Consider the following 24,589-nt stretch of genomic DNA (forward strand, 5'->3'; position numbering starts at 1 on the left):
GAAGATCAACTGTGGGAGCTGGCTTGCCTGCGAAAGCGGTCGTGCTGTAACAGATGCAGTGACGGACACACCGCCTTCGCGGGCAAGCCAGCTCCCACATTTTGAGCGCATTGGCCTGCTCGATCAGGTATCGAGCACCGCCCGGATTTTGCGCGGCAAATCAGCAGGCTGATACGGCTTGGGAATCAACTCGAACTCATGCACCTCTATCTCCGCGCGGGCCAATGCGTCTTTCGCATAGCCGGTAGTCAGCAAGATCCTGATGTGCGGATACAAGCGCGACACCTCCCGCGCCAACGCCGCGCCATTCATCGCGCCGGGCATGATCAAGTCACTGAACACCAGGTCATACGTCGCCTGCTTGAGCATGCCCAACGCCTCGGCGGCATTGAGGGCGATGTCCGTGTGGTAACCGTAGTCAGACAGAATGACCTGCGCCAACTCGGCCACCTCGGGCCGGTCCTCCACGATCAGGATGCGTTCGTTACCTTGCGGTGAGATGGCTGTGGGGGGCTGCTCGACCCACAGCTGGCTGTCATCTGCAGGAAAGTACAAGCGAATCGTCGTACCGATGCCCGGGTCTGAATGAATCCGCGCCGTACCGCCCGATTGCTTGACGAAGCCATACACCATCGACAACCCCAGGCCTGAGCCCTGGCCTTCCTCCTTGGTGGTGAAGAACGGCTGCATGACTTTGTCCTGAATACCTGCGTCGATGCCGTTGCCGTTATCCGAGACCGAAATGCTCACGTAACAGCCCTCGGTCAACCCATCCCGCTCGGCACCGACATCGCCCGGTACCTGGACGTTGCAGGTCTGGACGGTTACCGCTGGGTCAGCACGCCCGCGCAAAGCATCCTGGGCATTGGATAACAGGTGCTGCACTGCCAGCTCCGCCTGGACAGGGTCGATGCGGCAGTTCCACAGATCTTCGGCAAGTTCTACATGCAACTCGACGCCCTGCAGCGCACGTGCCATGAATTCGGGGCGGCTGAGCAAGCTGTTCAAGTTGATCACCCGACTGTCGAGCCGTTGCTTGCGCGAAAACGCCAGCAACTGCTGGGTCAGGGTCTGAGCTTTTTCCGCCGCTGCCCTGGCACGGCTGGCACTGTTGACGATGCGCTGCGGATCGCTACCGGGGCGCTTGGCGCTCTGCTGGATCAAGTCGAGATAACCCATCATCACTTGCAGCAGGTTATTGAAGTCATGGGCAATGCCACCGGTCAGTTGCCCCAGCGCTTCCAGGTCTTGTGCGCGACGCACGCGCTGTTCTGCGTCGTGGCGCCGGCTCACGTCCAGCTGCGATGCGAAAAAATACACCAGTTGCCCACGTTCGTTGAACAACGGCGAAATGAACAGCTCGTTCCAGAAGGTCGAGCCATCCTTGCGGTAATTGAGCACCTCGACACAGGCCTCATGGTGCTGCTCAACCGCGCGCTGCACCTGGTGCAGCGCGTTTTTGTCGGTTTGAGGCCCCTGCAAGAACCTGCAATTACGTCCGATCACTTCGTCCAGTTCAAAGCCTGTCAGGGTCAGGAACGCCTGGTTGGCAAAGATGATCGGGTTATCAGGCCCCGCGGGGTCGGTCACGATCATTGCACTGTGGCTGGCTTGCATGGCCGCAAAGAACAGGTCTTTGCGGCTGGCAGACAGCATTGCCAACTCCATACCGTCGACCACAGGCTTCTTCTTTGTCGCCAAGGTTCACCTCCAGATACGTGGTACGTGTTCCATGGACCGTGAAAACGCTGCGCAGTGCCATCTTGTGCCGAGCGGACGCGGCGCCCCCGAAGGGCACCGCACGTGTCATTAACGCTTGGCTTGTGTGTCAGGCGCCTCAGAGCGTTGCAAAAACGCTTGCGTAAGCTCTGGCAAGTGCTCGAGCAACCACTGAGCCATGGCGACTTCCTGGGGTAGAATCTTTTCGCACGCCGCTTGTGTCTCGGCGTCACCCGCTGCCTTCGCGGCCGCGATGAGCACCGTGTAGCTGGCCACTTCCATATTTTCAAACACGTAGCCGGCCATCGCGCCCTTGATCACCTCGTCACTCATCAGCGAGCCACCGACCGCCTGACCGAAAGCCATCAGCTTGCCGCCCACGTCTTTAAGGGTCGAGGCACTGCCTCCCAAACGCGTCAGGCATTCGTCAATCAGTTGCTGCTGCCCAAGGGTTTCCTCAATGTGCTCGTCGATTCGCGCCTTGAGTTGGGGGTAATTCTCCAGGCGCTCGGACTGTGCCTTGAGCATTTTCTCGGCCTGTTGCTCCATCGCATGGGCATCACGTAGCCAGTCGAGCAGGTTTTCCTGTGGGGTTGCCATGTCGTTGTCCTCGTCAAGAAAGTCGAAAGCACCGCACGCCCTTCAGCGTGCGGCTGTTCTCAATCAAAGGTCGGGCTTGGGCTTGAGGCCCGCCCCCAGGTCAGCGCCGGTGGTGGGGTCGCTGGTGGGGTCCGAGAGCGTGCGGATTTTCATCGCGCTCAGCACCGCTTCATCGTCGGCGTCCAACTGCACGCTGGCGGTGCCGTCACCGCCATCGACCGCCGGTTGTGGGTTTTCCACGAACTCCCAACCGTCACCTTGGTTCCAGGGCCCGCGCAGGTTCTCCGCGCCTTGGGACATGTTGAAGTACACCTGGGTGAACTCCGGTTTGCCCGGCAACTTGCCCTGGGGAAAATTCGGCTGGATCGCATGCAGCGCTTTTTCGAAGGATATCTGGTGAGCGATTTCCCGCGTCATCAAAAACCCCAGCGCATCTTTTACACCCGGGTCATCGGTGACGTTCATCAACCGCTCATAGACAATTTTGGCGCGGGCTTCGGCGGCGATATTCGAGCGCATGTCTGCGGTGGGTTCACCAATAGTGTCGATGTAGGCGGCGGTCCACGGCACGCCGGCAGAGTTGGTCAAAGGCGAACCCGCCCCGTACAGCAGGCTGGTGATATGCGAGTCATTGCCGGCGCCATTGAGGGCACGATACAACTCGCCCTCCTCTTCCACGCCTTCGGCCATTCGCCCCTTGGCGCCCTTGTTGAGCATGACAATGATGGAGCCGACGATCTCCAGATGGCTGAGTTCTTCGGTGGCGATGTCCATCAGCAAATCTTTGCGCCCCGGGTCGTCTTCCGCCAAGGCTTGGGTGAAGTAACGGGACGCGGCGGCCAACTCACCTTGAGCGCCGCCAAACTGTTCGAGCAAAAGGTTAGCCAGGCCCGGGTTGGGCTCGGCGACACGCACGGTGTATTGAAGTCGCTTGTTATGTAGAAACATGAACAAATCTCCTCAGGCTTACGGAAAAAGGCGCCCTGCTGGAATGCGCGCCTACCTTGCATGGGAAGTGGCCTGCGCGTGGAAAATTTCAAAATAAACCAGCGCATCACGACCAGCGGTAATGCGCTGCAGGCCAAGCGAAACGGCACTTGTAGCGCAGTTCTCTCAATCGGCGCCGTGGTTTTCCGACTCGGGCACGGCGTCGATGCCGGGCGTACCGTTGGCGGGCTTGATGCTGGCGTCAGCGAGTGTTGCGGCGCTGTCGGGGTGGTCCCAATCGGTGGTCGCGTTGGGGTCTTCGTCGCGCCCGGCAGTGCCGATGACGCAGCCGTCTTCATTGGGTGCGTCTGGATGCTCGAGCGGCCGGTACTGTGGGTTGGATGGGTTGTGTTTCATGGCTGAAAAGCTCCCGTTCACAGGTTAGGAACCTCGTTGGAACCACACCCTTTTTTAGAGTGCGACGAAAAAGACGAATGGCAGGACCGCTAACTAAACCAGCCGTTTCGATCTGATTAATATCAAAGCGCTGGCCGGCAATAAAAGTTATACGAAGCGGCGCATCAACCGCATCTTTGTATAACTTTTTTCAGCCAAATTACCGTTCGTCGCCGGTTAGAAAAATCGGTAAAACATTTTTCAAAAAGCCAATATCGGAATAAGTGTCCGTTGCGAAACGGCCAACTAACGAAACGCAAACTTAGCGACTGGAGAACTATCATGACTACAGGTAATAAAAACCCGGGCAACTTTGCCAATGATCGCGAAAAAGCCTCCGAAGCCGGTAAAAAAGGCGGCCAAGCGTCGGGCGGCAACTTCGCCAACGACCGTGAAAAGGCCTCTGAAGCAGGTCGCAAGGGTGGCCAGCACAGCCACGGCGGCGGTCGGAAGTCGGGTTCTTGAGTAACGGTAGGAGGGGCAGCCTGGCTGCCCCTTCAAACCCAATAGTTTGAACAGGCTACACCTTAATTCCCCCTTCATCCTGCCCGCTTGATTTAACAACGAGCGAACCTTCAGCCCAAGTTTCAAGTAGAGGCTTTCGACGCAAAGTTGTGGACGACCCTTCTTACAAAGCCATCACCTTGCCAGTATTTACGCCCCGTCATTATGAGCTAGCCTTACCGCGCTGAGTCCTTTATGCGGTGAACTCATGGATACGTTAACGAAAGCCGAAATCGAAACGGCCCTGTCCGCTCGCCTTCCCAAGTGCGCGGTCAAGTGCGCACTCAACGCGGACGGCAGCCTTTCAGTCACTGTAACGGCGCACGGTATGGACCAATTCACCATCGCCAACATCAACCGCGCCCACTATCACGGTGTTTCGGGGATCAACCGGCTTGTGCGGGAAATACGTGAAGAAATGGTCATCGCCAGACAGTCTTTCTGGCTGTCATCGGTGGGGTAACAGATATGCCAGACGCTACTGACGCAACGCTGCAACCGGTCAACATTCAATACCTGCATGACACGCTGTTCGGTGTGAACACGCTCGCCAGCGAATGCATGGGGCAACTTGTGCGCACTGCGCCCGCCGTGCAGTTGCGGCTTGCACCGCCATGGCCAAAGCTATTGCCGAAGGCCCACTGGATTAGCTTTGAATGGAATGGTCAGGCCTATCGTGGCGTGGTGCAGGAGGCTGAATCCTTGACCAACGGCGACTTGCTGATGGACATCGAACCGCAGCCGTAAACGCGCGCACTTGGCAGCATTAGGCGCGTTCACCGGCCATCGCCCGTTGGTGAAAATGCGGCAGCCATTTCAATGCATGAAGAGACGCGGCCAACTGCACCTGCTCACGAGAACCCATAAAGCGTTCCTTGCGACTGAACACACTCAGTGCCCCGCCGTTTCGATAGGCCCAGGCAAAACAGACAGTGCCTGGGGGAATGCCATCAATTCCATCCGGCCCCAGCAGGCCAGTGGTGGCGACCGCCACATCAGCGGGGCTGTCGCGCAGCGCGCCTTGGGCCATTTCCTGGGCGACCTCACAGCTGGTGAGATTGAAGGTATCGATGGTATAGCGACGCACGTTCAACAGCCGCTGTTTCGCTTCTGGCGAATACACCACGTACCCGCTTTCGATCCACGAACCGCTGCCGTCGACCTGCGAAAGCAAGGTGATGATCTTGCCTGCGGTACACGACTCCGCCGTCGTGATGACCAACTGATGGTGCTTGAGGTATTCAACGATAGAAGCAGCGACCGACATGCTGAGTGCTCCTGTGCAAGAGGGATTTGCTCATTGATTTTTGTCAAAAAAAACGATTTGTAAAAAAGAATTTCGAAATTCTGCTGGGGTCTACAGAGGAACATCCCCCAGGAGACAGCACCATGAAGTTCGCGAAATTCTGCCAAAAACTCTCCAACCAGGCGGGCAGCTCAAAAACCTTTCTGACAGCCGTCAGCTTGATTGCTGTTTGGGCGCTCACCGGGCCTTACTTTCATTACAACGACACCTGGCAGTTAATCATCAACACCTCCACTACCATCATCACCTTCCTGATGGTGTTCCTGATCCAGAATACCCAGAACCGCGACAACGATATTCTTCATCTGAAACTGGACGAGCTGATTCGTGCCACCAAAGAAGCTCACAATGCGGCGTTAAGCCTGGATAAGCTTGGGTCGCGAGAGTTGCAAAAATTGCGCGAGCAATACAGCAAGCTGGGGCAACCCAATGCGGCCGATGAAATCAGGCAGGAGACAGATTCTCCAAGCGGCCCAATCTGAGCCCCACACCGGTCGGCGTACCTTGCACCGTCTATCAGGCTGCAAGGTACTCGGCCAATGTCGCGGCACAGGCCTGCACCGCCCCATCCAGAATCAATTCATAACCATGGGTATTTTCCGTTGGAATGGCCAGGCAGCCGGCGCGGGCGCAGGTCCCGTTACTCATGACCGCACTGGCATCCGAAGCGAAATCCACCAACAGCGCATATTGGGGGCTGTAGCCGCAGCGCTCTGCGGCAGCCGCCAGGTCGTTGACCACCGCACGGGTGTAATAGCCTTTCTGGTCCCCCGTATTGATGATCGGGTCGACGGCCAGGCGCGTGCCGTATTCCTGCATGACCGGCCCCACCTCCACCGCGATGGTGGTGTCGCCGGGTAGCGTCGACGCGGCATACATTGCCCCGGCATTGCACTCCTCTTCGAGCGTGGTGAATACCAGATAGACATCCCTGGCCAACGCCTCCCGGCGCGAAGCCAGCAGCTGGGCTGTATGCAGAACGGCAGCAATCGGGGCGCGGTCATCCAGAAAATGCGCGGCAATGGCATCGCCCACTTGGAAGGGCTCACGCCAATGACGGCTCAGCACCACACGGCTTCCGGGCCGAATGCCGTACTCGCACAATGCCTGGGCAGTGCATCGCGTGATCACATGAACGTCGTTCCAGTGCACATCGCCCGAGAGCACATCAGCCCCTTGTGCCGTATTACTGGTGGCGTGCATCGAGCCAAAGGACAGCACGCCAGGAAGGATGCGTGCGCCCCCCAGGATATCCACCGGGCACACGCCAAAGTTGACCGGGTTGGCCCCACCGAGCGCCGTCACCCGCAACGTGCCATCCGCCTCGACACGTTTAACCACCATGGCGATTTCATCCATATGTGCCATGACTTTAACCGCACCGGCAGGCTCGGCATCGTTGTGCTTGCCCTTGATCAAACCCACCACATTACCCGCCCGATCGACCCAGGCCTCATCGCACAACGGCGTCAGGCTTTCCAGGCAAATGGCGCGCACCTCGTCTTCCTGACCGCCCGGCCCGCGTGCCCGGAGCAATTGGGTAAGCAGCGTCGACGCTCGATTTTCAGTCTTGTGCATGGGATGAACACCTCACTGGCAGGTAAGCAATTGCGCTGTCAGCGCCTCTATAAAAAACGACCTGATGAATGAGTGAGTGTTCAACTCAAAGCATTTTGAACGCCCTGTACGCGCGTCTTTCCAACGAGAACAGGATCAGCCCTGACGCAGATCCTCGAACGTGACCATACCGGCAACAGGAGGCAGCCGACCATGACTGACACCCCAACCCATCGAGTGACAAAATCCCTATCCGCCGCAGTTGCGCTGTCCCTGCTCAGCGCCTGCGCTGGCAACAACTCACCTTCGAATGTCGAGGCACCTGGGAAGCCGACAACGCCTTCGACCCGAACGCTGGAAGCCGGCGCCGCCCTGCTGCAATCACGCCCACCGATTGATGCCCTGAACGCCTACCTGGACGGTTTTCACTTCTACAACGGCCATCCCGATGTGCAAATGGAAGCCCATCACTACTGCGCAATCCTCAATGAAGAGGTTATCCAATGCGTGATCTACGACGGCAACCGCAAGGATGCCAAGTTGATGGGCGTGGAGTACATCATCAGCGAGGCGCAGTTCAACACGCTGCCCGCGCCTGAAAAGGCGTTGTGGCATAGCCATGTGCATGAAGTGAAGTCAGGGCAACTGGTCGCGCCGGGCATTCCTGAGGCGGCGGAACATGCGCTGATGGAGAAGCTGGTGCACACCTACGGCAAGACCTGGCACACCTGGCATACCGATCTGGATAAACGCCTGCCGTTAGGCGTGCCTCAGTTGATGATGGGGTTTACCGCAGACGGCCAGGCTGACCCGCGTATGGTCGCCGAACGAGATAAACGACTGGGCATCGACAGTGCCGACAAGAAAAAGACGCGTGCCGATATCCCCGCGCCGCCCATCGCGCCCGGCGCGGACGCGTGGCGCCAGGGCACGGTTATCCAGATCGCCGACCCGACCCTGAAGGCCCATCAACATTGACACCGCCATTCAGTCATTTGGATTGAACGATCATTTGCGGGCCCTTCTCTACCCCAAGACCAGCCAAAGGAGGATGTCATGATGATTGATACCGCAACCGGAATGAGGCCTGGCGAGCGATACGCCGTGGAAAACCTGGAGCGCACACCGAACTTCAGCGGGTTTTTCCTGGACGGAAAGTACTACCTGGGCCCTGAACTGATGACAGCAGTCGGATGGCTTGAGGGCCAGACGTTTATCTATGATGAGCTCGACGCCACAGGCGAACCGGTATTTCCCGACCGCGTCGCTGGCACCCTCGAGAACCTGACCCTGGTGCTGACTGACGGTACCCGCCTGCAACTGCACCCGGTGCCCGTCCACGTGCCCGAGGATTCGCCTCGCGTCATGCAGGCCAAGGGGAAACTGCACGGCAAGACCGTGGTGATCACCGGCGCCTCCAGTGGCATTGGTCGCGCGGCTGCTCACGCCTTTGCCGAGCAAAGTACCCGCTTGGTATTGGCGGCCCGAGATGAAAAGGCCTTGGGAGAGGTCGTCGAGGAATGCGCTGCGCGTGGCGCCGAGGCCATCGCTGTTAAAACCGATGTAACCCAGGGCGACCAGATGCGCGCCCTTGCCGAACAAGCGGCGGCCTTCGGCAATGGCCGCATCGATATCTGGATCAACAATGCCGGAGTAGGCGCCGTCGGCAGTTTCGAGGACACGCCCCTGGAAGCCCACGAACAGGTGCTGCAAACCGACCTGCTCGGGTACCTGCGCGGCGCCCACGTGGCGTGGCCCTATTTCAAAGCCCAGCACCGCGGCATTCTGATCAACACCTTGTCGCTGGGCAGTTGGGTAGCCCAGCCCTATGCCGTCGCCTACTCGGCCAGTAAATACGGCCTGCGCGGCCTGACTGAGGCACTGCGCGGCGAGCTGACTGACTACCCGGATATTCATGTGTGCGACATCTATCCCGCCGTGATGGACACACCGGGCTTTCGCGATGGCGGCAATTTTACCGGCCACGAGTTGACGCCACCGCCACCGGTCTACGACCCACATAAAGTCGCGCAAGCGATGGTGGCCTGTGCGCTGCAACCGAGGGACAGCACCACGGTAGGCAGCGCTGCCACCGTGGCCCGCGTCGCGCATTTTTTGCTGCCCGGCTTTGCCCGGTTATCCGGTTGGCTCACCCGCCTCGGCCTGGAGCGCAGCCAGCGCGCCGCGACCTCTACGGGCAACCTCTACACCCCGGCAAGCGGCGAACGTCGTGTCGAAGGCGGCTGGCGGCAAACCCGCCGTACGCCCTATGGGATGGTTGCAATAGGCGCAGCGCTGCTAGTGGGCGGCGTTGTCGTTGCGCGCAAATATTCGGCTCGTCACAAATGAAAACGGGGCAAACCCCGAATAGCAGCCAATCAAGCACAACTCCTCTGTGGGAGCGGGCTTGCTCGCGAAGGCGTCGGTCCATTAAACATTGATGTGACTGATCCACCGCTTTCGCGAGCAAGCCCGCTCCCACATTTGATCTTCGTTGTCCCCCCTTTATGAGGTAACCCAGCATGTCTTACGACTACCAAGGTATTGCCAGTGTCATCACTGCCTCGCGCCATCTTGGAACACCTTCAGATGAATGCCTTAACGAATCAAAAAGCATCCAAATGACAGGTAGCGGTAAACCGACCATCGCGCGCCTGGACTTTGACACGCCAATGGATTGGCCTGGCAATCCCAACTTTATCACCGTCAATTTGCCCGACGGATCCTCCGTCAGCGGTGTCATCGCCGAGCTGCAACGCCCGGCCGATGGGCCCGGATGGGTCACCTTTACGGTAGATGATTAGGCTTCATCCATGCCTTGCGCCCAGTCATCGAATTGTCGGACAACTTATTTGAATTATTTTTGACGTCAAATATCTGTAGTTCATGAGTATCAAGGAGGCCTCATGAAACACAACGACCTATTCACTATCGAGTACCAGCTGCATGGCGAGCCCAAGTCCTTCATCGTGCGCGCACCGCGCATGGACAATACCGAGGCTTGGCATTGGGCCAGTTGTGACGCTGGTGTGGCGGTGATCCCCAAATTCGGGCAACACACGTTCAAGCGTGTGTCCAAACCGATGGCGGAGAAATACGGCATTACCCAGGTGCGCTGGAGTGGCGCGACACAGATTCAATGGGCGGAGGGCCTCAGAGGATGAACAGTCAGACTCTTGGTTACACAACTACAAACAGGCGGGACGACGAGGTCACGCGAAACGCCGAGATGTTCTTCGAAGCGGATCGATTGGACGCGTTGGCGTACGAGATCATTGAGTCCTACAGCGGCGATGCGCAGACGTGGGCACGGTTTACCGAGGCGAAGAAACGTGCGGATGCGCAGCGTACAGTGGCCTATCGGGAGTGGATGCGAATTCATCGTTCCAAGCGCAAATAACGTCAGCCTGCGATAGCGGCCTGACAACCCATCAGGATGTCAGGCCGAGTGTATATCCCCTCGCGTTCACGCCCCTGACTCAGGGTCTGTCGAAGGCCCTCCCGGAGCAACACCGCCTTGCTCCTTTGCCTGTTGTCCGCCTGCCGGTGCCTGCGATTTATCGTTTCGCTTAGCCGCCGGCGGGCGCACCTTGCGCTCAGAAGGATTCGGTTCGTGGTGCTTCGAGGCTTCGCTCATACCGCCCTCCTCAATCACTGATCAAAGTATCGGCTTGCCACCCGTCACGCCGTAGCGTTCGCCGGAGATGTAGCTGCCTTCATCCGACGCCAGCAGCACATAGATCGGCGCCACTTCCACTGGCTGGCCTGGGCGTCCCAATGGGGTGTTGCCGCCAAAGTTTTTCACCATGTCCGGGGTCATCGTCGAGACGATCAACGGCGTCCAGATAGGCCCGGGTGCCACGCTGTTGACGCGAATCCCCCGCTCGCCGAGCATCTGCGCCAGGCCGGCGGTGAAGTTGGCAATCGCGCCTTTGGTGGCCGCATAGGGCAACAGGCTGGGGTTGGGCATATCGGAGTTGACCGAGCTGGTGTTGATGATCGAACTGCCCTCGGCCATATGAGGCAGCGCGGCCTTGCAGATGCGAAACATCGCGGTGATGTTGACGTTGAAGGTTTTCACCCAGTCCTCGTCGGGGATGTCTTCCAGCGATTGATAGGTCATCTGGAACGCTGCGTTGTTGACCAGCACATCGATGCGGCCGAACTTCTCCACGGTGTCGTTGACGATGGCCGTGCACTGCGCCGCATCGCCCAGGTCGCCGGGCAGTAACAGGCATTGACGACCCGCCGCCTCGACCCAGCGTGCGGTCTCCTTGGCGTCTTCATGTTCATCCAGGTACGACACTGCCACGTCCGCGCCTTCACGTGCGAAGGCAATGGCCACGGCCCGTCCGATGCCGCTGTCGGCGCCGGTGACCAAGGCGATTTTATTGGCGAGCCGGCCCGAGCCTTGGTACGACTGCTCACCGCAATCGGGCATCGGGTCCATCTTGCGCTGCTCACCGGGTACGGGCTGTTGCTGGGCGTTGAAGGGGGGTTTTGGGTAGCTGTTCATCAGAACGTCTCCTGGGTGGGTTTCTCTTTGCGAGGGTTCGCCAGGAAGCGAAGTTCAGACGGATTTTCAGAAAATCGGATAACCGTGCAACCGCGATGGCCACTCGTCAGTTTGATTAAACCTTCCGCAGGTTGCGTGCCTCAACCGGCAGTAAGTGGTCCGTCGAATGACCGGGTGGCTTCAAGGCTTTTTTTGTTGGCAGCAGGTTTTCAGCTATATTTCACTGTCGGTTCAGCCCTCGCCCTCGTTGTTCAAGTTCTTCCCTCTACACCCGTCTTCCTGTGCGCCGTTATCCAAGGTTGGTATTTATGAAGTCTGCCCCCCCGCGGTCCCCCAACGTTCCGCAACGCAAAGATCTGACCCCCAGTAACTTGAATTTCCCGGTGGTGGGTATCGGTGCCTCGGCGGGCGGGCTGCAAGCCGTGAAAGCGTTCTTCGAGCACATGCCCGGAGACTGCGGCATGGCCTTCGTGGTGGTCCTGCATCTTTCGCCCGACCATCAAAGCGTGGCAGACAAGATCATCCAGGAAACGACCCGCATGCCGGTGTCGCAGGTCAATGACACCACGACCATCGAAAAGAACCACGTGTACGTCATCTCGCCAGCACAGCTCTTGAAGATGAATGATGGCTACCTCGCGGTCTCACCTTCCGTGCGCGAAGGTGGACCGCACATTGCCATCGACCTGTTTTTTCGCGACCTGGCAGACACCCATAAAGAACGCGCGTTTTGCCTGATCCTGTCTGGTACCGGCTCAGACGGTGCGGTGGGGCTGTCGCGGATCAAAGAGCAAGGCGGTATCACCCTGGTACAGGCGCCGGAAGACGCCGAGTACGATGGCATGCCGCTGGCGGCCATCGAAACCCAGATGGTCGACCTGGTGCTGCCGGTGGTGGAAATGCCGCAAAAGCTGCTGGAACTGTGGCGCAATGCCCAGTCGATTGTGCTGCCCACCGCCAACGATCCTGAGATCAAGACCATCCCACCCAGCTCCGAACGCGATGCCGCCGTGGCCGAGCAGCTGTTGCTGGATATTCTGATCCAGTTGCGCGCCAGTACCGGGCATGACTTCAAGCATTACAAACGCGCCACGGTGTTGCGTCGTATCGAGCGGCGCTTGCAGGTCACGGCTCAACCCGATCTGGCCACCTATTACAACTTCCTCCAGGCCAACCCGGACGAAACCAAGGCGTTGCTGGGCGACATGCTGATTGGCGTGACCAACTTCTTCCGCGACCGCGAGGCCTTCGAAGCCCTTGAGCGGGACGTGATCCCCAACCTGGTGAAGTCACTGGAAGACAGCGTGCCGCACCGTGAGGAGGTGCGCATCTGGTCGGCGGGTTGCTCCACCGGCGAAGAGGCCTACAGCCTGGCGATGCTGGTGGCCGAGCAACTGGCGCTGGACGCCAGCGGTGCAAAGATGCAGGTGTTTGCCACCGATATTGATGAGCGGGCCATTACCCATGGCCGCAACGGCGTGTACCCCGAAGCGATCATCACCGACGTACCGCCTCAACGGCTGCGCCAGTACTTTGCCAAGGAGAAGAACCAGCACTACCGGGTGCGCAAGGAAATTCGCGAAAAGGTACTGTTCGCCAAACACAGCCTGTTGGCCGACCCACCGTTCTCGCAGATCGACCTGATCGTGTGCCGCAACCTGTTGATCTACCTGGACCGCGAAGTGCAACGCGACATCCTGCAAATGTTCCACTTCGCGTTGCGCCCCGGTGGCTACCTGTTCCTCGGCTCCTCGGAGTCGGCCGACGGCTGCCTGGACCTGTTTGTACCGGTGGACAAGCGCAACCGCATTTTCAGAGTGCGTGCCGGCTCGTCCGCCGTGCGCCGCGCCCCGACCATGCCGCGAGGCGGCTATCTGCGCCCGAGCGCCACGACGCTGGCGATTGAAACCAAGGCGCCCAGCAAGGTCTCGTTCGCAGACATCCATCTGCGCGCCCTGGAAAAAGCCGCGCCGCCCAGCGTTATCGTGAATATGCAGGCCGATATCCTGCACATGAGCGAAGGCGCTGGTCGATTCCTGCGCTACGTGGCCGGCGAGGTGACGCACAACCTGGTCACGCTGGTGCACCCCGATTTGCGCCTGGATATTCGCACCACGCTGTTCCAGGTCCAGCAATCGAATAACCCAGTGTCCTCACGCAAGATCCGCATCCAACGCGAGCAAGGCCCCTTCCTGGTGGACATCAGCGCCCGCCCCTACCGCGATGAAGCGACCGAAAACGACTACGTGCTGGTGATCTTCCAGGAAACCGCCGTCGACCCACAGCTGCCCGACATCGACACCGTCAGCCAGGCCGAAAACGCGATCATGAGCAACCTGGAGCGCGAGCTGCAACGCACCAAGCTGCACCTGCAGGACACCATCGAACAGGCGGAAGTCTCCAGCGAGGAACTCAAGGCCTCCAACGAGGAAATGCAGGCCGTCAACGAAGAACTGCGCTCGGCCACCGAGGAGTTGGAAACCAGCAAAGAAGAACTGCAGTCGATCAACGAAGAATTGCTGACCGTCAATTTCGAGCTCAAGACCAAGGTGGAAGAGACGGACAAGGTCAACGATTACCTGACCAACCTGATCGCGTCCACCGACATCGCCACGGTCTTCGTCGACCGCAACATGCGCATCCGTTGGTTCACGCCCCGGGCCACGGATATTTTCAGCATGCTGCCGGTAGACACCGGGCGCTCGTTGCTGGACATCACCCACCGCCTCAATTACCCGCAAATGACCGAAGACGCCGCCACCGTGTTTGAGTCCCTGAGCATGATCGAGCGGGAAATCAGCAGCAACGACGACCGCTGGTACATTGCGCGGTTGCTGCCCTACCGCTCCAGCGAAGATCACATTGATGGCACCGTGCTGACCTTCATTGATATCACCAAGCGGCGTCAGGCCGAAGAGGAACTGCGCCTGGGCGAGGAGCGCATGCGCCTGGTCGCCGAGAGCACCCATGACTTTGCCATCATCATCCTCGATGACCATGGCGCCATCACCGACTGGAACACCGGTGCCGAACTGATCTTCGGCTACACCAAGGACGAGGTGCTGGGCGCTTACTACGATCTGATTTTCTCCCCGGAAGACCGCACCGCTGGCGTGCCGGAGAAAGAACTGCGCACCGCCCGCGAACATGGGCGTGGCGAAGATGAACGCTGGCATGTGCGCAAGGACGGCAGCCGCTTCTATTGCAGCGGCGAGGTCACCCAGCTCAAGAGCAATAGTTTGCGCGGCTACGTCAAGATTGCCCGGGACCTTACCGGCCACAAACGCACCCAGGACGAACAGAATCAGCGCTTGAAGGAAACCCAGACCAACAGCCATCTCAAGGATGAGTTCTTCGCGGTGATGTCCCACGAACTCAAGCATCCGTTGAACCTGATCCAGCTGAACGCCGAACTGTTGCGGCGCTTGCCCGCCACCAAGGTCGCGGGCCCGGCCATCAAGGCGGTCAATACCATCTGCGAAGCGGTGTCCAGCCAGGCGCGGATCATTGACGACCTGCTGGATGTCGCCCGGGTTCGCACGGGCAAGCTGAAGCTGAAAAAGCAACCGATCGACCTGATTCGCACCGTCAAGGACATTCACAGCGTGGTGCTTGCCGACGGTCATCGTCGCCAGGTCAGCCTTCAAACCCCTTCGGTGCCGGGCCCACTGATCGTTGACGTAGACCCGACGCGCATCGAGCAAGTGATCTGGAACCTGGTCAACAATGCCCTGAAATTCACTCCCGAGGACGGCCAGGTGCAGTTGGTAGTCAGCCGAACTGACGGGCGCGCACAACTGGATGTCATCGACAGCGGCGCAGGCCTGGCCGCAGACAGCCTGGAGAAAATCTTCGACCTGTTCGGGCAAGCGGAAAACCAGCACCAGACCCACCAGCGTGAAGGCCTGGGCATTGGCTTGTCGCTGGTACGGCAGTTGGTGGAGGCCCATGGTGGTTCGGTGAGTGTGCACTCGCGAGGGCTGGGCTTTGGTTGCACCTTCTCGATCTGGTTGCCGCTGTGCGAACAACAGAATCATCTGCTGGATAGCGGCGCTACCCAGCACGAAGATCAGCGCCTCAATGGCCTCAAGGTTTTACTGGTCGATGACTCAGCCGAAGTGCTTGAGGTGCTGAACATGCTGCTGGAAATGGAAGGCGCCGAAGTGAGCGCCTTCAGCGACCCTTTGAGCGCGCTTGAAACAGCCCGGGATGCCCAGTACGACATGATTATTTCGGACATCGGCATGCCGAAAATGAATGGCCATGAGTTGATGCAGAAGCTGCGTAAAGTAGGCCACCTTCGACAGGCTCCCGCCATTGCATTGACCGGCTACGGCGCAGGCAATGACCAGAAAAAGGCGACTGAATCGGGCTTTAATGCGCATGTCAGCAAGCCCGTGGGCCATGATTCGTTGATCACCTTGATCGAAAAACTGTGCCGCTCACGCCGGTAGGAGTGGAGCAGGCGTTCAAGGGTAGATGAACTGAGAAAAGCGCACGGACGCGCCCGTTTTTGGTCGCGACACCTGGGTATCCACACTGCCCACCGTGTCGCTGCGCAAGGTCAGGTACAACACGGCCTGGCCAGCGCTGTCACTCAGCATCCAGACGCTTACACCCTCCCCGGCAGCCCTGGCCTTGAGCGGCTGAGGCTGCAGCATCTCGATATTGAAGCCGCGCAGCAGTTCACCGCTCAACTCGACCTCCAGGGGTTCTTGGGCCTTGCCTTGCACATGAATCACCAGCCCATCGGAGGCGCCATTGCGCAAAAAGCGTTGGTACTCCACGCGCAACTGTCCATCGGCACTGCGCACTTGGCGGGTGCTCAGCGGCCCGCTGGAAAACAGGCCCGCCAGGCTCAGCCCCATCAGCACCAGCAGCGCGTACCAACCCACCCGCTCAAAGCGCCAGACCTTGCGCTGCAAGGCCATATCTTCCGGTACCGGGTAGTTGCGGCTCTGTAAGTCGTCGGGGCCTGGGTTGTTCATAGCGCGGCCCGGACTCAGCCCTTGCTGTGCTCGGGAGAAGACGGCCCCTTGGTGACACCCCTTGGGCCGGCAATCGCCCATATTGCGGCGCCCAGGAACGGCAGGACCACGACTATCGCACTCCAGCCTGCCTTGCTCGCCGAGGCGTTATCGCTGCGCCAGATGCTGTTGATGATCCACGCATCAAGCAGTACGAGGATCACTGCCAGGCCTATCCAGAAGTAAGTGGCTTGCATGATGCACCTCCAGGTTATGTAACTTTGGGTGCACAGGCGCAGGCAGGGTTCATTATTTTTAAGGGCCTACCGTTGGACTCATCGACACTGAGCAAGCAGACACCCAACAGCCCCATCGGACTCGCCGTCTTCGAGGCTGCTTTTGACAATCGCAGGGTGCCATTGCTGGATCTCACCAAACTTCTTCATCACGCTCCAGGCGCGTTGTGCACGGCGTTCAAAACAGCGGAGAATTCAACCATTGGCATCGTATGACCCTTTGAATAGACAGCCCGGCGATCCCGACATCAGGGGTGCCGGGATCGGTTGATGCTTACGCGTCGAACTGGTGATACACCTTGGCAATCACCTTCCAGACACCCTCAATTTTGATCAGTGTCAGGTAGTCGTTGTAATCGGCGCCAATCGCATCGTTTTCCATATCGACACGTACTACTGCGGTGCTCGGCGTAATTGCCAATACGTCAAGGCGAGTGGTGATTTGGGGTGCGCCGCCGTTCTTCGCAACGAAATCAAACAGCTTGTTGATCGGGCCGCCGAGCAACTCGCCATTGGTGAACCCATACATCACTGCGTCTTGATGGAAGGCTTGTGCAACGCTTTGAGCATTACCGGTACGCAGACCTTCCACGTACTGATTGGCTGTGGCGATGACAGCGTCGTACTCGTGGGTGGGTACTGCCTTGATATTCTTCGACATGCTTGTTTTTCCTTTCATGGGGGACGAGATGCCACACCGCTCGCCTGACATAGCCGAGGGGTCTTGCTGAATGAGTCAATGACCGCCGCCCGCTACCAATCCTGGCGCGTCGGCGAGATGATCAAGTCATTGACGGTGACGTTTTCCGGCTGGTTGAGCGCGTAAATCACTGCACGGGCGACATCGTCAGGCCCAATTGCAATCCGGTTCAGCGCCTGGGCAGCCTTGCGCCCCTGCGGATCACTGACCTTGTCCGCCCACCCTGTATTGATGACGCCAGGGCTGATCGTGTTAACGCGAATACCGTGCTGCACGCCAAGTTCTTTGCGCATGGACTCGGTCATGGCCTGGACGAAAAACTTGGTCGCACTGTAGACACCCGCATACGGCCCTACCTGATGCCCCGCAACAGAGTCCATATTGAGAATCTGCCCGGACTTCTGTTCCAACATGAACGGCAATACTGCAGCCGTCATGTTGAGGTAACCCTTGATGTTCACATCGATCATCTTTTCCCAATCCTGCACGGCCAGATCAACCCAACGGGAAAAAAGCATCAGGCCAGCGTTGTTCACCAGAATGTCGATGGCGCCGTATGTTTCACGGGCAAACCTGGCAAGTGCCTGGGTTTGATCCGGTTGAGTCACATCAGTAGTAAACGCGACCACCTCACTTGCGGCCTCGCGCAGGTCAGCGACGAAAGACTCCAACGCCTCTTCATCAAGGGCGGCGGCAACCACACGCGCACCTTGCGCTACCAGCGCCCGGGTGGTTGCCGCGCCGATGCCTGAGGATGCGCCCGTGACGATGACTACCTTGTTTTGCAGGTAATTCATGTTCAATACCTTTTTGCAATGAATGCTATTGCGACGCCAGCGCCTTAATTAGCGCGGGACCTTGCTATTGAGGCGTCAGCGGTTGGCCAATCGATGTAACCTTTTGCACCCCCGCCGTAGTAACTCTCGCGTGGAGCGATGGTCAGCTCAATACCGCGACGCAGACGCTCTACGAGGTCGGGGTTGGAAATGAACAAGCGACCAAATGCCACCGCATCAATCCGGCCCTGCGCCCGGCGTTCGATTGCCATCGCCAGGTCATAGTTGTTATTGCCTATGAATGGCCCTTCAAACTGGGCACTCAGTGCATCCAGGTCCACGCCTTCGGGCACGGTGCGGGAGGTCGCCGTGGCGCCTTCAACAAAATGCAGGTACGCCAGGTTCAATTGATTGAGCTGCTGGATCAGGTAGCCATAAGTCGCCATGACATTGCTGTCAGGAGGCGTATTACCGGCATCAGGGGTCACCGGTGAAAGGCGAATACCGACACGGTCGTTACCCCATATCGAAACCACGGCTTCGGTGACTTCCAAGGTCAGTCGCACCCGGTTCTCAATGGAGCCACCGTATTGATCGGTGCGTTTGTTAGTGGAATCACGCAGGAATTGATCGAGCAGATAGCTGTTGGCCGAATGCACTTCTACGCCATCAAAACCGGCTCGCTTGGCGTTCTCGGCGGCCCGCTTGTATTGCTCGATGATCCCTGGGATCTCCGAGGTTTGCAGCGCACGAGGCGTCGACACCTCGACAAAGCCATTTTCGGTGTAGGTGCTACCTTCAGCCTTGATCGCCGAAGGCGCTACCGGCGCTTCGCCGTTGGGTTGCAACTCGACACTGGAAAAACGTCCCACGTGCCACAACTGACTGACAATTTTGCCGCCCGCCGCGTGCACTGCGTCGGTGACCTTTTTCCAGCCGGCCACCTGTTCTTGCGACCAGATTCCCGGAGTCATGGCATAGCCACGTCCTTGGGCAGAAATGTTCGTCGCTTCGGCAATGATCAAGCCGGCACTGGCACGTTGAGCGTAGTAAGTGGCGTGCATTTCATTTGGCACACCGTCGTCGGCCATCCGGCTACGTGTGACGGGCGCCATGACTATCCGGTTAGCCAATTGCAGCGCCCCCAGATGCATGGGAGAAAAAAGGTCGGTATCCGTGGTGATATCGGTCATAAAGCCTCTTGATAAATTAGACCGGTCGTCTAGTAAAGTGGTAAAAAAAAACGCCCCTATGCCAGCAGACGCTTACTCGTGTTCAGCGCTGTTTCGAAAGCAGCCGTTGTGTTTCGCACCTTCACTAACAGTGAAGCCCCAAGCCACAGTTGATACAACGATTCAGCCAATGTCTCGGCGTTCTGGGTCGACGTGATGGACCCGTCAGCCATCCCCTGTTCAATACACCGGGTGATCCTCTGGATAATCAGCGCGGTGCCCGCTTCAAGTACGCTGCGCATGTCCTCCGAGAGGTCGCACACTTCTGCGCCGAGTTTCACCACCAGGCATTTCTCCTCGGGATGATCGAACGCCTGTGTCTTCGCCCAGTAACTCAGGTAGCCAATCAGCCGCTCGGCGCCAGTCCCTTGCGCTGCCATGACGATGTCTACCCGACCGATATACTCTTGGAAATACTCTTCCAGTAGTGCCTGGCCGAACTCCTCCTTGGAGCGGAAGTAGTGATAAAACGAGCCCTTGGGCACGCCCGCCGTCGTCAATACTTCCATAAGACCGACGGCGGTATAGCCCTTGTGGGTCATCAGTGTCTTCGCTACATCGATGATGTGCTGTCGCATGTCCAGATTAGATTTTTTCATAATGACGAGAGTCTATCCAAAACTAGACCGGTCGTCTACAAAACATTAGCAATACCTGACGAATGACCTCCTGCGTTCTCGCCTATCGTTGCTCCTGCAAACGACTAGACCCGTGCGGCTGGATAATCCGTTGAAGGTCTGAGCTCGACCTTTTCCCACTTGGCGATGACTAACGGCGCAATGGCATTGCCCAACACGTTCAACGTAGTGGTACCACTGTCGATGATTCTGAAAATGCCAGCGATCAACGCGACGCCTTCCAGTGGAAGACCTGCTGAGGCCAATGTCGCTGACAAGATGATGATGGCGAAACCTGGCACCCCTGCTGCGCCCTTGGAAGTCAGCACCATGGTCACCACCAACAGGATCTGCTGGGATAACGACAGGTCGATGTCATGGAGTTGCGCGACAAAGATCGTCGCCACCCCAAGAAAAATCGACGCACCATCGAGGTTGAACGCATACCCCACCGGCACCACGAAACTGACGATCCGACGCGGCACGCCGTAACTTTCCATTTTTGTCATCAACTGCGGCATCACTGCGGCTGAGGCGGCACTTGAGAATGCGAGCATCAACTCATCGCGCAAGTACCGGATCAACTTGAAAATGTTTTCGCCTATCAAGTAACAGATACCGCCAAGTACCACCAACGCGAAAACAATCAGCGCCAGGTACACAACACCAATCAACTTGAGCAATGGCAACAAGGAAGCGAAACCAAACGTCGCCACGGTCGCGCCGATCATGCCGAACACACCCACAGGCGCATAAGCCATAACCATGGAGACAACCTTGAACATCGCATCGCAAACACTTTGAAGCAGTGCGATGACCGGTGCGTTTTTCTCTTTCGGTAAGGCGTTCAATGCCAGGCCGAACAGCACGGCAAAAAACAACACCGACAGCAACTTCCCCTCCGACATCGCAGCCAATACGTTATCGGGCACGATGTTCTGCAATATTACCAGCGCTCCTTTCGGCGGCTCCAGCGTGATGGATGCGGCACCGTGCGAAACACCGGAAATATCGGTACCTGTTCCCGGTTCGAAGAGATTTGCGAAACACAAGCCTATGACGACGGCCAGCGCGGTAATCGCAAAGAAATAACCGAGCGAGCGCACACCCATGCGGCCAAATGACTTGCTGTCTGGGCCACCTGCAATGCCCAGAATCATGCAGCAGAACACGATTGGCACAACGACCATCTTCATCATCTTGATAAAGATGTCACCAAGCGGTTTCAGAACCTGCACGCTAACCCATGCCTGATAGAGCGGATGGGTATTGAAGTACCAACCGACAAGCACGCCAAGCAACAGCCCGGCAACGATTTGCCACACCAAGGGAATACGTTTCATGTCTAGCCTTCTTGTTGGAATGAAAGGTCTGCGTTATCAGCAGTTGCTAGAGTCATGAGCTTGCAGCTCACGTGAGCCCCCATGGCACAGCTCAGCTGTGCCATGGGTGTTCTTATTTCGCGAAGAGCTGGCCCATATCCTTGAACGCCTTGAATTCAAGGGCATTGCCGCAAGGATCAAACAGGAACATGGTGGCTTGCTCGCCAACCTGACCTTTGAAACGAATGTACGGTTCGATCACAAATTCGGTACCAAACGACTTCAGTCGCTCGGCCAGCGCTTCCCATTGCTCCCAACCCAGAATGATGCCGAAGTGCGGAACAGGAACATCATGACCATCGACCGGATTGCTATGAACACTTTCTTGAGAGGCGGTTTTGGGATGCTCGTGAATCACCAGTTGATGACCATAGAAATTGAAATCGACCCATTGAGTGCTGGACCGCCCTTCTTCTAAACCAAAAACCTCACCGTAGAAGGTCCGTGTTGAAGCCAGGTCGTAAACAGGTATTGCGAGGTGGAATGGCGAGAGGCTCATCAGATCTCCAGTGCTTTTTTTGTGGGTTTGGCGAACATTCCCCCGTCATTGCCTCGCTTGGCTCAGCCGTTGCCGGGAATGGAAAACATCGTAGGACGGAAAACCCAACATAAAAATCAATATATATTTCTTAGAAACACAATTAATATTTATGAATGATCAAAGAACTCAAGACACTCATCGCTGTTGCGCGGGAAGGCACTTTTGCCGCTGCCGGCAACAGAATCGGCCTGACCCAGGCCGCTGTGAGCGCGCAAATCCAGCGCCTCGAAGCTGAACTGGGCGTTGAAATTTTCGACAGAAAAGGACGCTCTGCGCATCTCAATAGAATGGGCCACCAGGTACTCTTGCAAGCTCAGGAGTTGCTCAATCTTTACGACAACCTGGGTTCCTCGACGATGGGACAACCCACCAACGAGCGGGTGACTATCGGCGCAATCGCGTCGGTGCAGCGCTCATATTTGCCCGAATCGCTGGCCAGGTTTCACCAGCAATGCCCGCAATGTCGCACGCGAGTCATTCCAGGGCTGTCGATGGAATTGGTCAACCTCGTCGACGCTGGCGAGATCGACATGGCCACCATCATTCGCCCGCCCTTCTCGCTCCAGAGTGACCTGCACTGGACGACGCTGGCGCGGGAGCCCTACCGGCTAATAGTACCGAGCGAAGTGCCGGGTGAAGACTGGTCGGCGCTGCTGTCCAGCCATCCTTTCATTCGCTATGACCGCTCATCGTTCGGCGGCAGGCAGGTTGATCGTTTTGTGCGGCAGATGCATTTCACGCTGCATGAGGTGTGCGAACTGGATGAGCTGGAGGCCATCCTTCAATTAGTCAAAAAGGGCGTAGGCGTCGCATTGGTGCCGCAAACGTGCAGAGATCCGGAGTGGCCTATGGGTGTTCGAGCACTCGATCTGGGCATACACACCTTTCACCGGGATATCGGACTCATACACCGTTCTCGCCAAAGCCTTACCGAACCCGTGCGGATGCTGGCTGACCTGATCAGTGACCAGTTCATGCGTGGCTTGAACTAACCACCCTCTCGCTCATGGCCATCACTGCGCCACGCCAATGAAATAACTTCTGTAAACGGGACAAGGTGAAACGTATCAGCTGAATGAAAAACTCAAAAAATGCATAAATGCATTTTTATCCTTGACCCACAGATCCGAGTCTTTTAAATTCGAATCACTGTATATAAATACAGTGACTTGAATCCCTACATGGACGAGGTTTCCTATGAAAAACACCCCTTCGAAATTTGGAAAAACACCCCATCAACCCAGCCTGTGGACCCGAGCCGATGCGCTTAAAGTGCGTGCGGACGACCCCACCACCACCCAGCCACTGGTCAGTGCGAACTTCCCGGTATTGAGTGACGAGGTTTTTATCTGGGACACCATGCCGCTGCGTGATATCGACGGCAACATCACCTCCGTTGACGGCTGGTCGGTGATCTTCACCCTCACTGCGGATCGCCACCCGAACGACCCGCAATACCTCGATCAGAATGGCAACTACGACGTCATCCGCGACTGGAACGATCGCCATGGCCGGGCAAAGATGTACTACTGGTTTTCTCGCACTGGCAAAGACTGGAAGCTCGGCGGCCGAGTGATGGCTGAAGGGGTTTCACCCACCGTGCGCGAATGGGCTGGCACACCGATCCTGCTGAACGAACAAGGCGAAGTGGACCTGTACTACACCGCCGTCACGCCCGGCGCGACCATCGTCAAGGTGCGTGGCCGCGTGGTGACCACCGAGCATGGCGTCAGCCTGGTGGGCTTCGAAAAGGTCAAGCCGCTGTTCGAGGCGGACGGCAAGATGTACCAGACCGAAGCGCAAAACGCCTTCTGGGGCTTTCGCGATCCATGGCCGTTTCGCGACCCGAAAGACGGCAAGCTGTACATGCTGTTCGAAGGCAACGTGGCCGGCGAACGCGGCTCGCACAAGGTCGGTAACGCCGAAATCGGCGACGTGCCACCCGGCTATGAAGAGGTCGGCAACTCGCGCTTCCAGACCGCCTGCGTCGGGATCGCCGTGGCCCGCGACGAAGACGGCGACGACTGGGAAATGCTGCCACCGCTGCTGACCGCGGTCGGCGTCAACGACCAGACCGAACGCCCGCACTTTGTGTTCCAGGACGGCAAGTACTACCTGTTCACCATCAGCCACACCTTCACCTACGCCGACGGTGTAACCGGCCCGGACGGGGTATACGGCTTCGTCGCCGATTCGCTGTTCGGCCCGTATGTGCCGTTGAACGGCTCTGGCCTGGTACTGGGCAACCCGTCCTCCCAACCGTTTCAGACCTACTCGCACTGCGTCATGCCCAACGGCCTGGTGACCTCCTTCATCGACAGCGTACCGACCGACAACACCGGCACGCAGATCCGTATCGGCGGCACCGAAGCACCGACGGTGGGCATCAAGATCAAAGGGCAGCAAACGTTCGTGGTCGCCGAGTATGACTACGGTTACATCCCGCCGATGCTCGACGTTACGCTCAAGTAACGGAGGCTATGAGGTAGCGGG

27 protein-coding genes are annotated in these 24,589 nt (G+C 57.9%); 12 read left to right on the forward strand and 15 right to left on the reverse strand.

The genetic code is table 11. The annotated features are described in order from the left end of the window. Positions 1 to 123: 123 nt before the first annotated feature. The 4 genes from BT199_RS24735 to BT199_RS24750 form a co-directional block, all read right to left on the reverse strand. Positions 124 to 1,701 (reverse strand): histidine kinase famiy protein, encoded by a 1,578-nt coding sequence (locus BT199_RS24735; protein WP_175556224.1) that lies wholly within the window; start codon positions 1,699 to 1,701, stop codon positions 124 to 126. Between the two features lie 108 nt (positions 1,702 to 1,809). Further along, positions 1,810 to 2,319, reverse strand: coding sequence for a ferritin-like domain-containing protein (locus BT199_RS24740; RefSeq protein ID WP_019821478.1), 510 nt, complete (start codon positions 2,317 to 2,319; stop codon positions 1,810 to 1,812). A 63-nt stretch (positions 2,320 to 2,382) separates the two neighbouring features. After that, positions 2,383 to 3,267 carry a manganese catalase family protein gene (locus BT199_RS24745; protein ID WP_014718025.1) on the reverse strand — a complete coding sequence of 295 codons (885 nt, stop codon included), beginning with the start codon at positions 3,265 to 3,267 and terminating at the stop codon, positions 2,383 to 2,385. Between the two features lie 165 nt (positions 3,268 to 3,432). Beyond that, a complete protein-coding gene (locus tag BT199_RS24750; protein WP_072435632.1) occupies positions 3,433 to 3,663 on the reverse strand; it encodes a hypothetical protein in 231 nt (76 codons plus the stop codon). Positions 3,664 to 3,984: 321 nt separating this feature from the next. Between BT199_RS24750 and BT199_RS24755 the strand changes: the two genes are divergently transcribed. The 3 genes from BT199_RS24755 to BT199_RS24765 all read left to right on the forward strand — a co-directional run bounded on the left by BT199_RS24755 (position 3,985) and on the right by BT199_RS24765 (position 4,953). Beyond that, complete coding sequence (locus BT199_RS24755; RefSeq protein ID WP_003190457.1) at positions 3,985 to 4,167, forward strand: con-10 family general stress protein; 183 nt, start codon at positions 3,985 to 3,987, stop codon at positions 4,165 to 4,167. A 247-nt stretch (positions 4,168 to 4,414) separates the two neighbouring features. Beyond that, positions 4,415 to 4,669: a hypothetical protein gene (locus BT199_RS24760; protein ID WP_014718023.1), complete on the forward strand. Its 255-nt coding sequence runs from the start codon at positions 4,415 to 4,417 to the stop codon at positions 4,667 to 4,669. A gap of 5 nt (positions 4,670 to 4,674) precedes the next feature. Further along, positions 4,675 to 4,953, forward strand: a complete 279-nt coding sequence (locus tag BT199_RS24765; protein WP_014718022.1) for a hypothetical protein — start codon at positions 4,675 to 4,677, stop codon at positions 4,951 to 4,953. Positions 4,954 to 4,972: 19 nt separating this feature from the next. On the opposite strand, the gene BT199_RS24770 is transcribed toward BT199_RS24765, so the two are convergent. After that, on the reverse strand, positions 4,973 to 5,473 hold the full coding sequence (locus BT199_RS24770; RefSeq protein WP_019821476.1) for a CinA family protein: 501 nt from the start codon (positions 5,471 to 5,473) through the stop codon (positions 4,973 to 4,975). A 122-nt stretch (positions 5,474 to 5,595) separates the two neighbouring features. On the opposite strand from BT199_RS24770, the gene BT199_RS24775 reads away from it, so the two are divergent. Further along, positions 5,596 to 5,994, forward strand: a complete 399-nt coding sequence (locus BT199_RS24775) for a low affinity iron permease family protein (protein WP_014718020.1) — start codon at positions 5,596 to 5,598, stop codon at positions 5,992 to 5,994. Between the two features lie 34 nt (positions 5,995 to 6,028). Here the strand turns inward: BT199_RS24775 and BT199_RS24780 are convergent, their stop codons facing one another. Beyond that, the gene (locus BT199_RS24780; protein ID WP_072435633.1) at positions 6,029 to 7,090 is read right to left on the reverse strand and encodes a M28 family peptidase; all 1,062 of its coding nucleotides are present in this window, start codon (positions 7,088 to 7,090) and stop codon (positions 6,029 to 6,031) included. 192 nt (positions 7,091 to 7,282) lie between these two features. Between BT199_RS24780 and BT199_RS24785 the strand changes: the two genes are divergently transcribed. The 5 genes from BT199_RS24785 (at position 7,283) to BT199_RS24805 (ending at position 10,469) form a co-directional block, all read left to right on the forward strand. Next, entirely contained in the window at positions 7,283 to 8,047 is a 765-nt protein-coding gene (locus BT199_RS24785; protein WP_014718018.1) for an OBAP family protein, read from the forward strand. A gap of 81 nt (positions 8,048 to 8,128) precedes the next feature. After that, entirely contained in the window at positions 8,129 to 9,418 is a 1,290-nt protein-coding gene (locus tag BT199_RS24790) for an SDR family oxidoreductase (RefSeq protein ID WP_072435663.1), read from the forward strand. Between the two features lie 173 nt (positions 9,419 to 9,591). Then, positions 9,592 to 9,873 carry a hypothetical protein gene (locus BT199_RS24795; protein ID WP_072435634.1) on the forward strand — a complete coding sequence of 94 codons (282 nt, stop codon included), beginning with the start codon at positions 9,592 to 9,594 and terminating at the stop codon, positions 9,871 to 9,873. Between the two features lie 102 nt (positions 9,874 to 9,975). Further along, positions 9,976 to 10,233, forward strand: coding sequence for a DUF6555 family protein (locus tag BT199_RS24800; RefSeq protein ID WP_072435635.1), 258 nt, complete (start codon positions 9,976 to 9,978; stop codon positions 10,231 to 10,233). Then, positions 10,230 to 10,469 carry a hypothetical protein gene (locus tag BT199_RS24805; protein ID WP_019821471.1) on the forward strand — a complete coding sequence of 80 codons (240 nt, stop codon included), beginning with the start codon at positions 10,230 to 10,232 and terminating at the stop codon, positions 10,467 to 10,469. Before BT199_RS24800 ends, BT199_RS24805 begins: the two co-directional genes overlap by 4 nt. 258 nt (positions 10,470 to 10,727) lie before the next feature. Here the strand turns inward: BT199_RS24805 and BT199_RS24810 are convergent, their stop codons facing one another. Further along, on the reverse strand, positions 10,728 to 11,585 hold the full coding sequence (locus BT199_RS24810) for an SDR family oxidoreductase (protein ID WP_014718015.1): 858 nt from the start codon (positions 11,583 to 11,585) through the stop codon (positions 10,728 to 10,730). Between the two features lie 308 nt (positions 11,586 to 11,893). Here BT199_RS24810 and BT199_RS24815 point away from each other — a divergent pair, with 308 nt between their 5' ends. Then, complete coding sequence (locus BT199_RS24815) at positions 11,894 to 16,039, forward strand: CheR family methyltransferase (RefSeq protein WP_072435636.1); 4,146 nt, start codon at positions 11,894 to 11,896, stop codon at positions 16,037 to 16,039. 15 nt (positions 16,040 to 16,054) lie between these two features. Here the strand turns inward: BT199_RS24815 and BT199_RS24820 are convergent, their stop codons facing one another. The 8 genes from BT199_RS24820 to BT199_RS24860 all read right to left on the reverse strand — a co-directional run bounded on the left by BT199_RS24820 (position 16,055) and on the right by BT199_RS24860 (position 22,054). After that, entirely contained in the window at positions 16,055 to 16,573 is a 519-nt protein-coding gene (locus tag BT199_RS24820; protein WP_072435637.1) for a hypothetical protein, read from the reverse strand. Positions 16,574 to 16,587: 14 nt separating this feature from the next. Continuing rightward, positions 16,588 to 16,809, reverse strand: coding sequence for a PLDc N-terminal domain-containing protein (locus tag BT199_RS24825; protein WP_072435638.1), 222 nt, complete (start codon positions 16,807 to 16,809; stop codon positions 16,588 to 16,590). Between the two features lie 313 nt (positions 16,810 to 17,122). After that, positions 17,123 to 17,509, reverse strand: a complete 387-nt coding sequence (locus BT199_RS24835) for a nuclear transport factor 2 family protein (protein ID WP_014718012.1) — start codon at positions 17,507 to 17,509, stop codon at positions 17,123 to 17,125. Positions 17,510 to 17,601: 92 nt separating this feature from the next. Then, the gene (locus tag BT199_RS24840) at positions 17,602 to 18,345 is read right to left on the reverse strand and encodes an SDR family oxidoreductase (protein WP_072435640.1); all 744 of its coding nucleotides are present in this window, start codon (positions 18,343 to 18,345) and stop codon (positions 17,602 to 17,604) included. A 44-nt stretch (positions 18,346 to 18,389) separates the two neighbouring features. Beyond that, the gene (locus tag BT199_RS24845) at positions 18,390 to 19,517 is read right to left on the reverse strand and encodes an alkene reductase (RefSeq protein WP_072435641.1); all 1,128 of its coding nucleotides are present in this window, start codon (positions 19,515 to 19,517) and stop codon (positions 18,390 to 18,392) included. 56 nt (positions 19,518 to 19,573) lie between these two features. Next, positions 19,574 to 20,155: a TetR/AcrR family transcriptional regulator gene (locus BT199_RS24850; protein WP_072435642.1), complete on the reverse strand. Its 582-nt coding sequence runs from the start codon at positions 20,153 to 20,155 to the stop codon at positions 19,574 to 19,576. A gap of 104 nt (positions 20,156 to 20,259) precedes the next feature. Continuing rightward, complete coding sequence (locus BT199_RS24855) at positions 20,260 to 21,516, reverse strand: cation:dicarboxylate symporter family transporter (RefSeq protein WP_072435643.1); 1,257 nt, start codon at positions 21,514 to 21,516, stop codon at positions 20,260 to 20,262. Between the two features lie 112 nt (positions 21,517 to 21,628). Further along, entirely contained in the window at positions 21,629 to 22,054 is a 426-nt protein-coding gene (locus BT199_RS24860) for a VOC family protein (RefSeq protein WP_014718007.1), read from the reverse strand. Between the two features lie 155 nt (positions 22,055 to 22,209). Here BT199_RS24860 and BT199_RS24865 point away from each other — a divergent pair, with 155 nt between their 5' ends. Further along, the gene (locus tag BT199_RS24865) at positions 22,210 to 23,088 is read left to right on the forward strand and encodes a LysR family transcriptional regulator (protein WP_072435644.1); all 879 of its coding nucleotides are present in this window, start codon (positions 22,210 to 22,212) and stop codon (positions 23,086 to 23,088) included. Positions 23,089 to 23,293: 205 nt separating this feature from the next. Next, a complete protein-coding gene (locus BT199_RS24870) occupies positions 23,294 to 24,568 on the forward strand; it encodes a glycoside hydrolase family 68 protein (protein WP_069868370.1) in 1,275 nt (424 codons plus the stop codon). The last annotated feature ends 21 nt before the right edge of the window (positions 24,569 to 24,589 follow it).

It is taken from the genome of Pseudomonas sp. NFR02 (genome assembly GCF_900119375.1).
Classification (GTDB): Bacteria; Pseudomonadota; Gammaproteobacteria; order Pseudomonadales; family Pseudomonadaceae; genus Aquipseudomonas; species Aquipseudomonas paracarnis.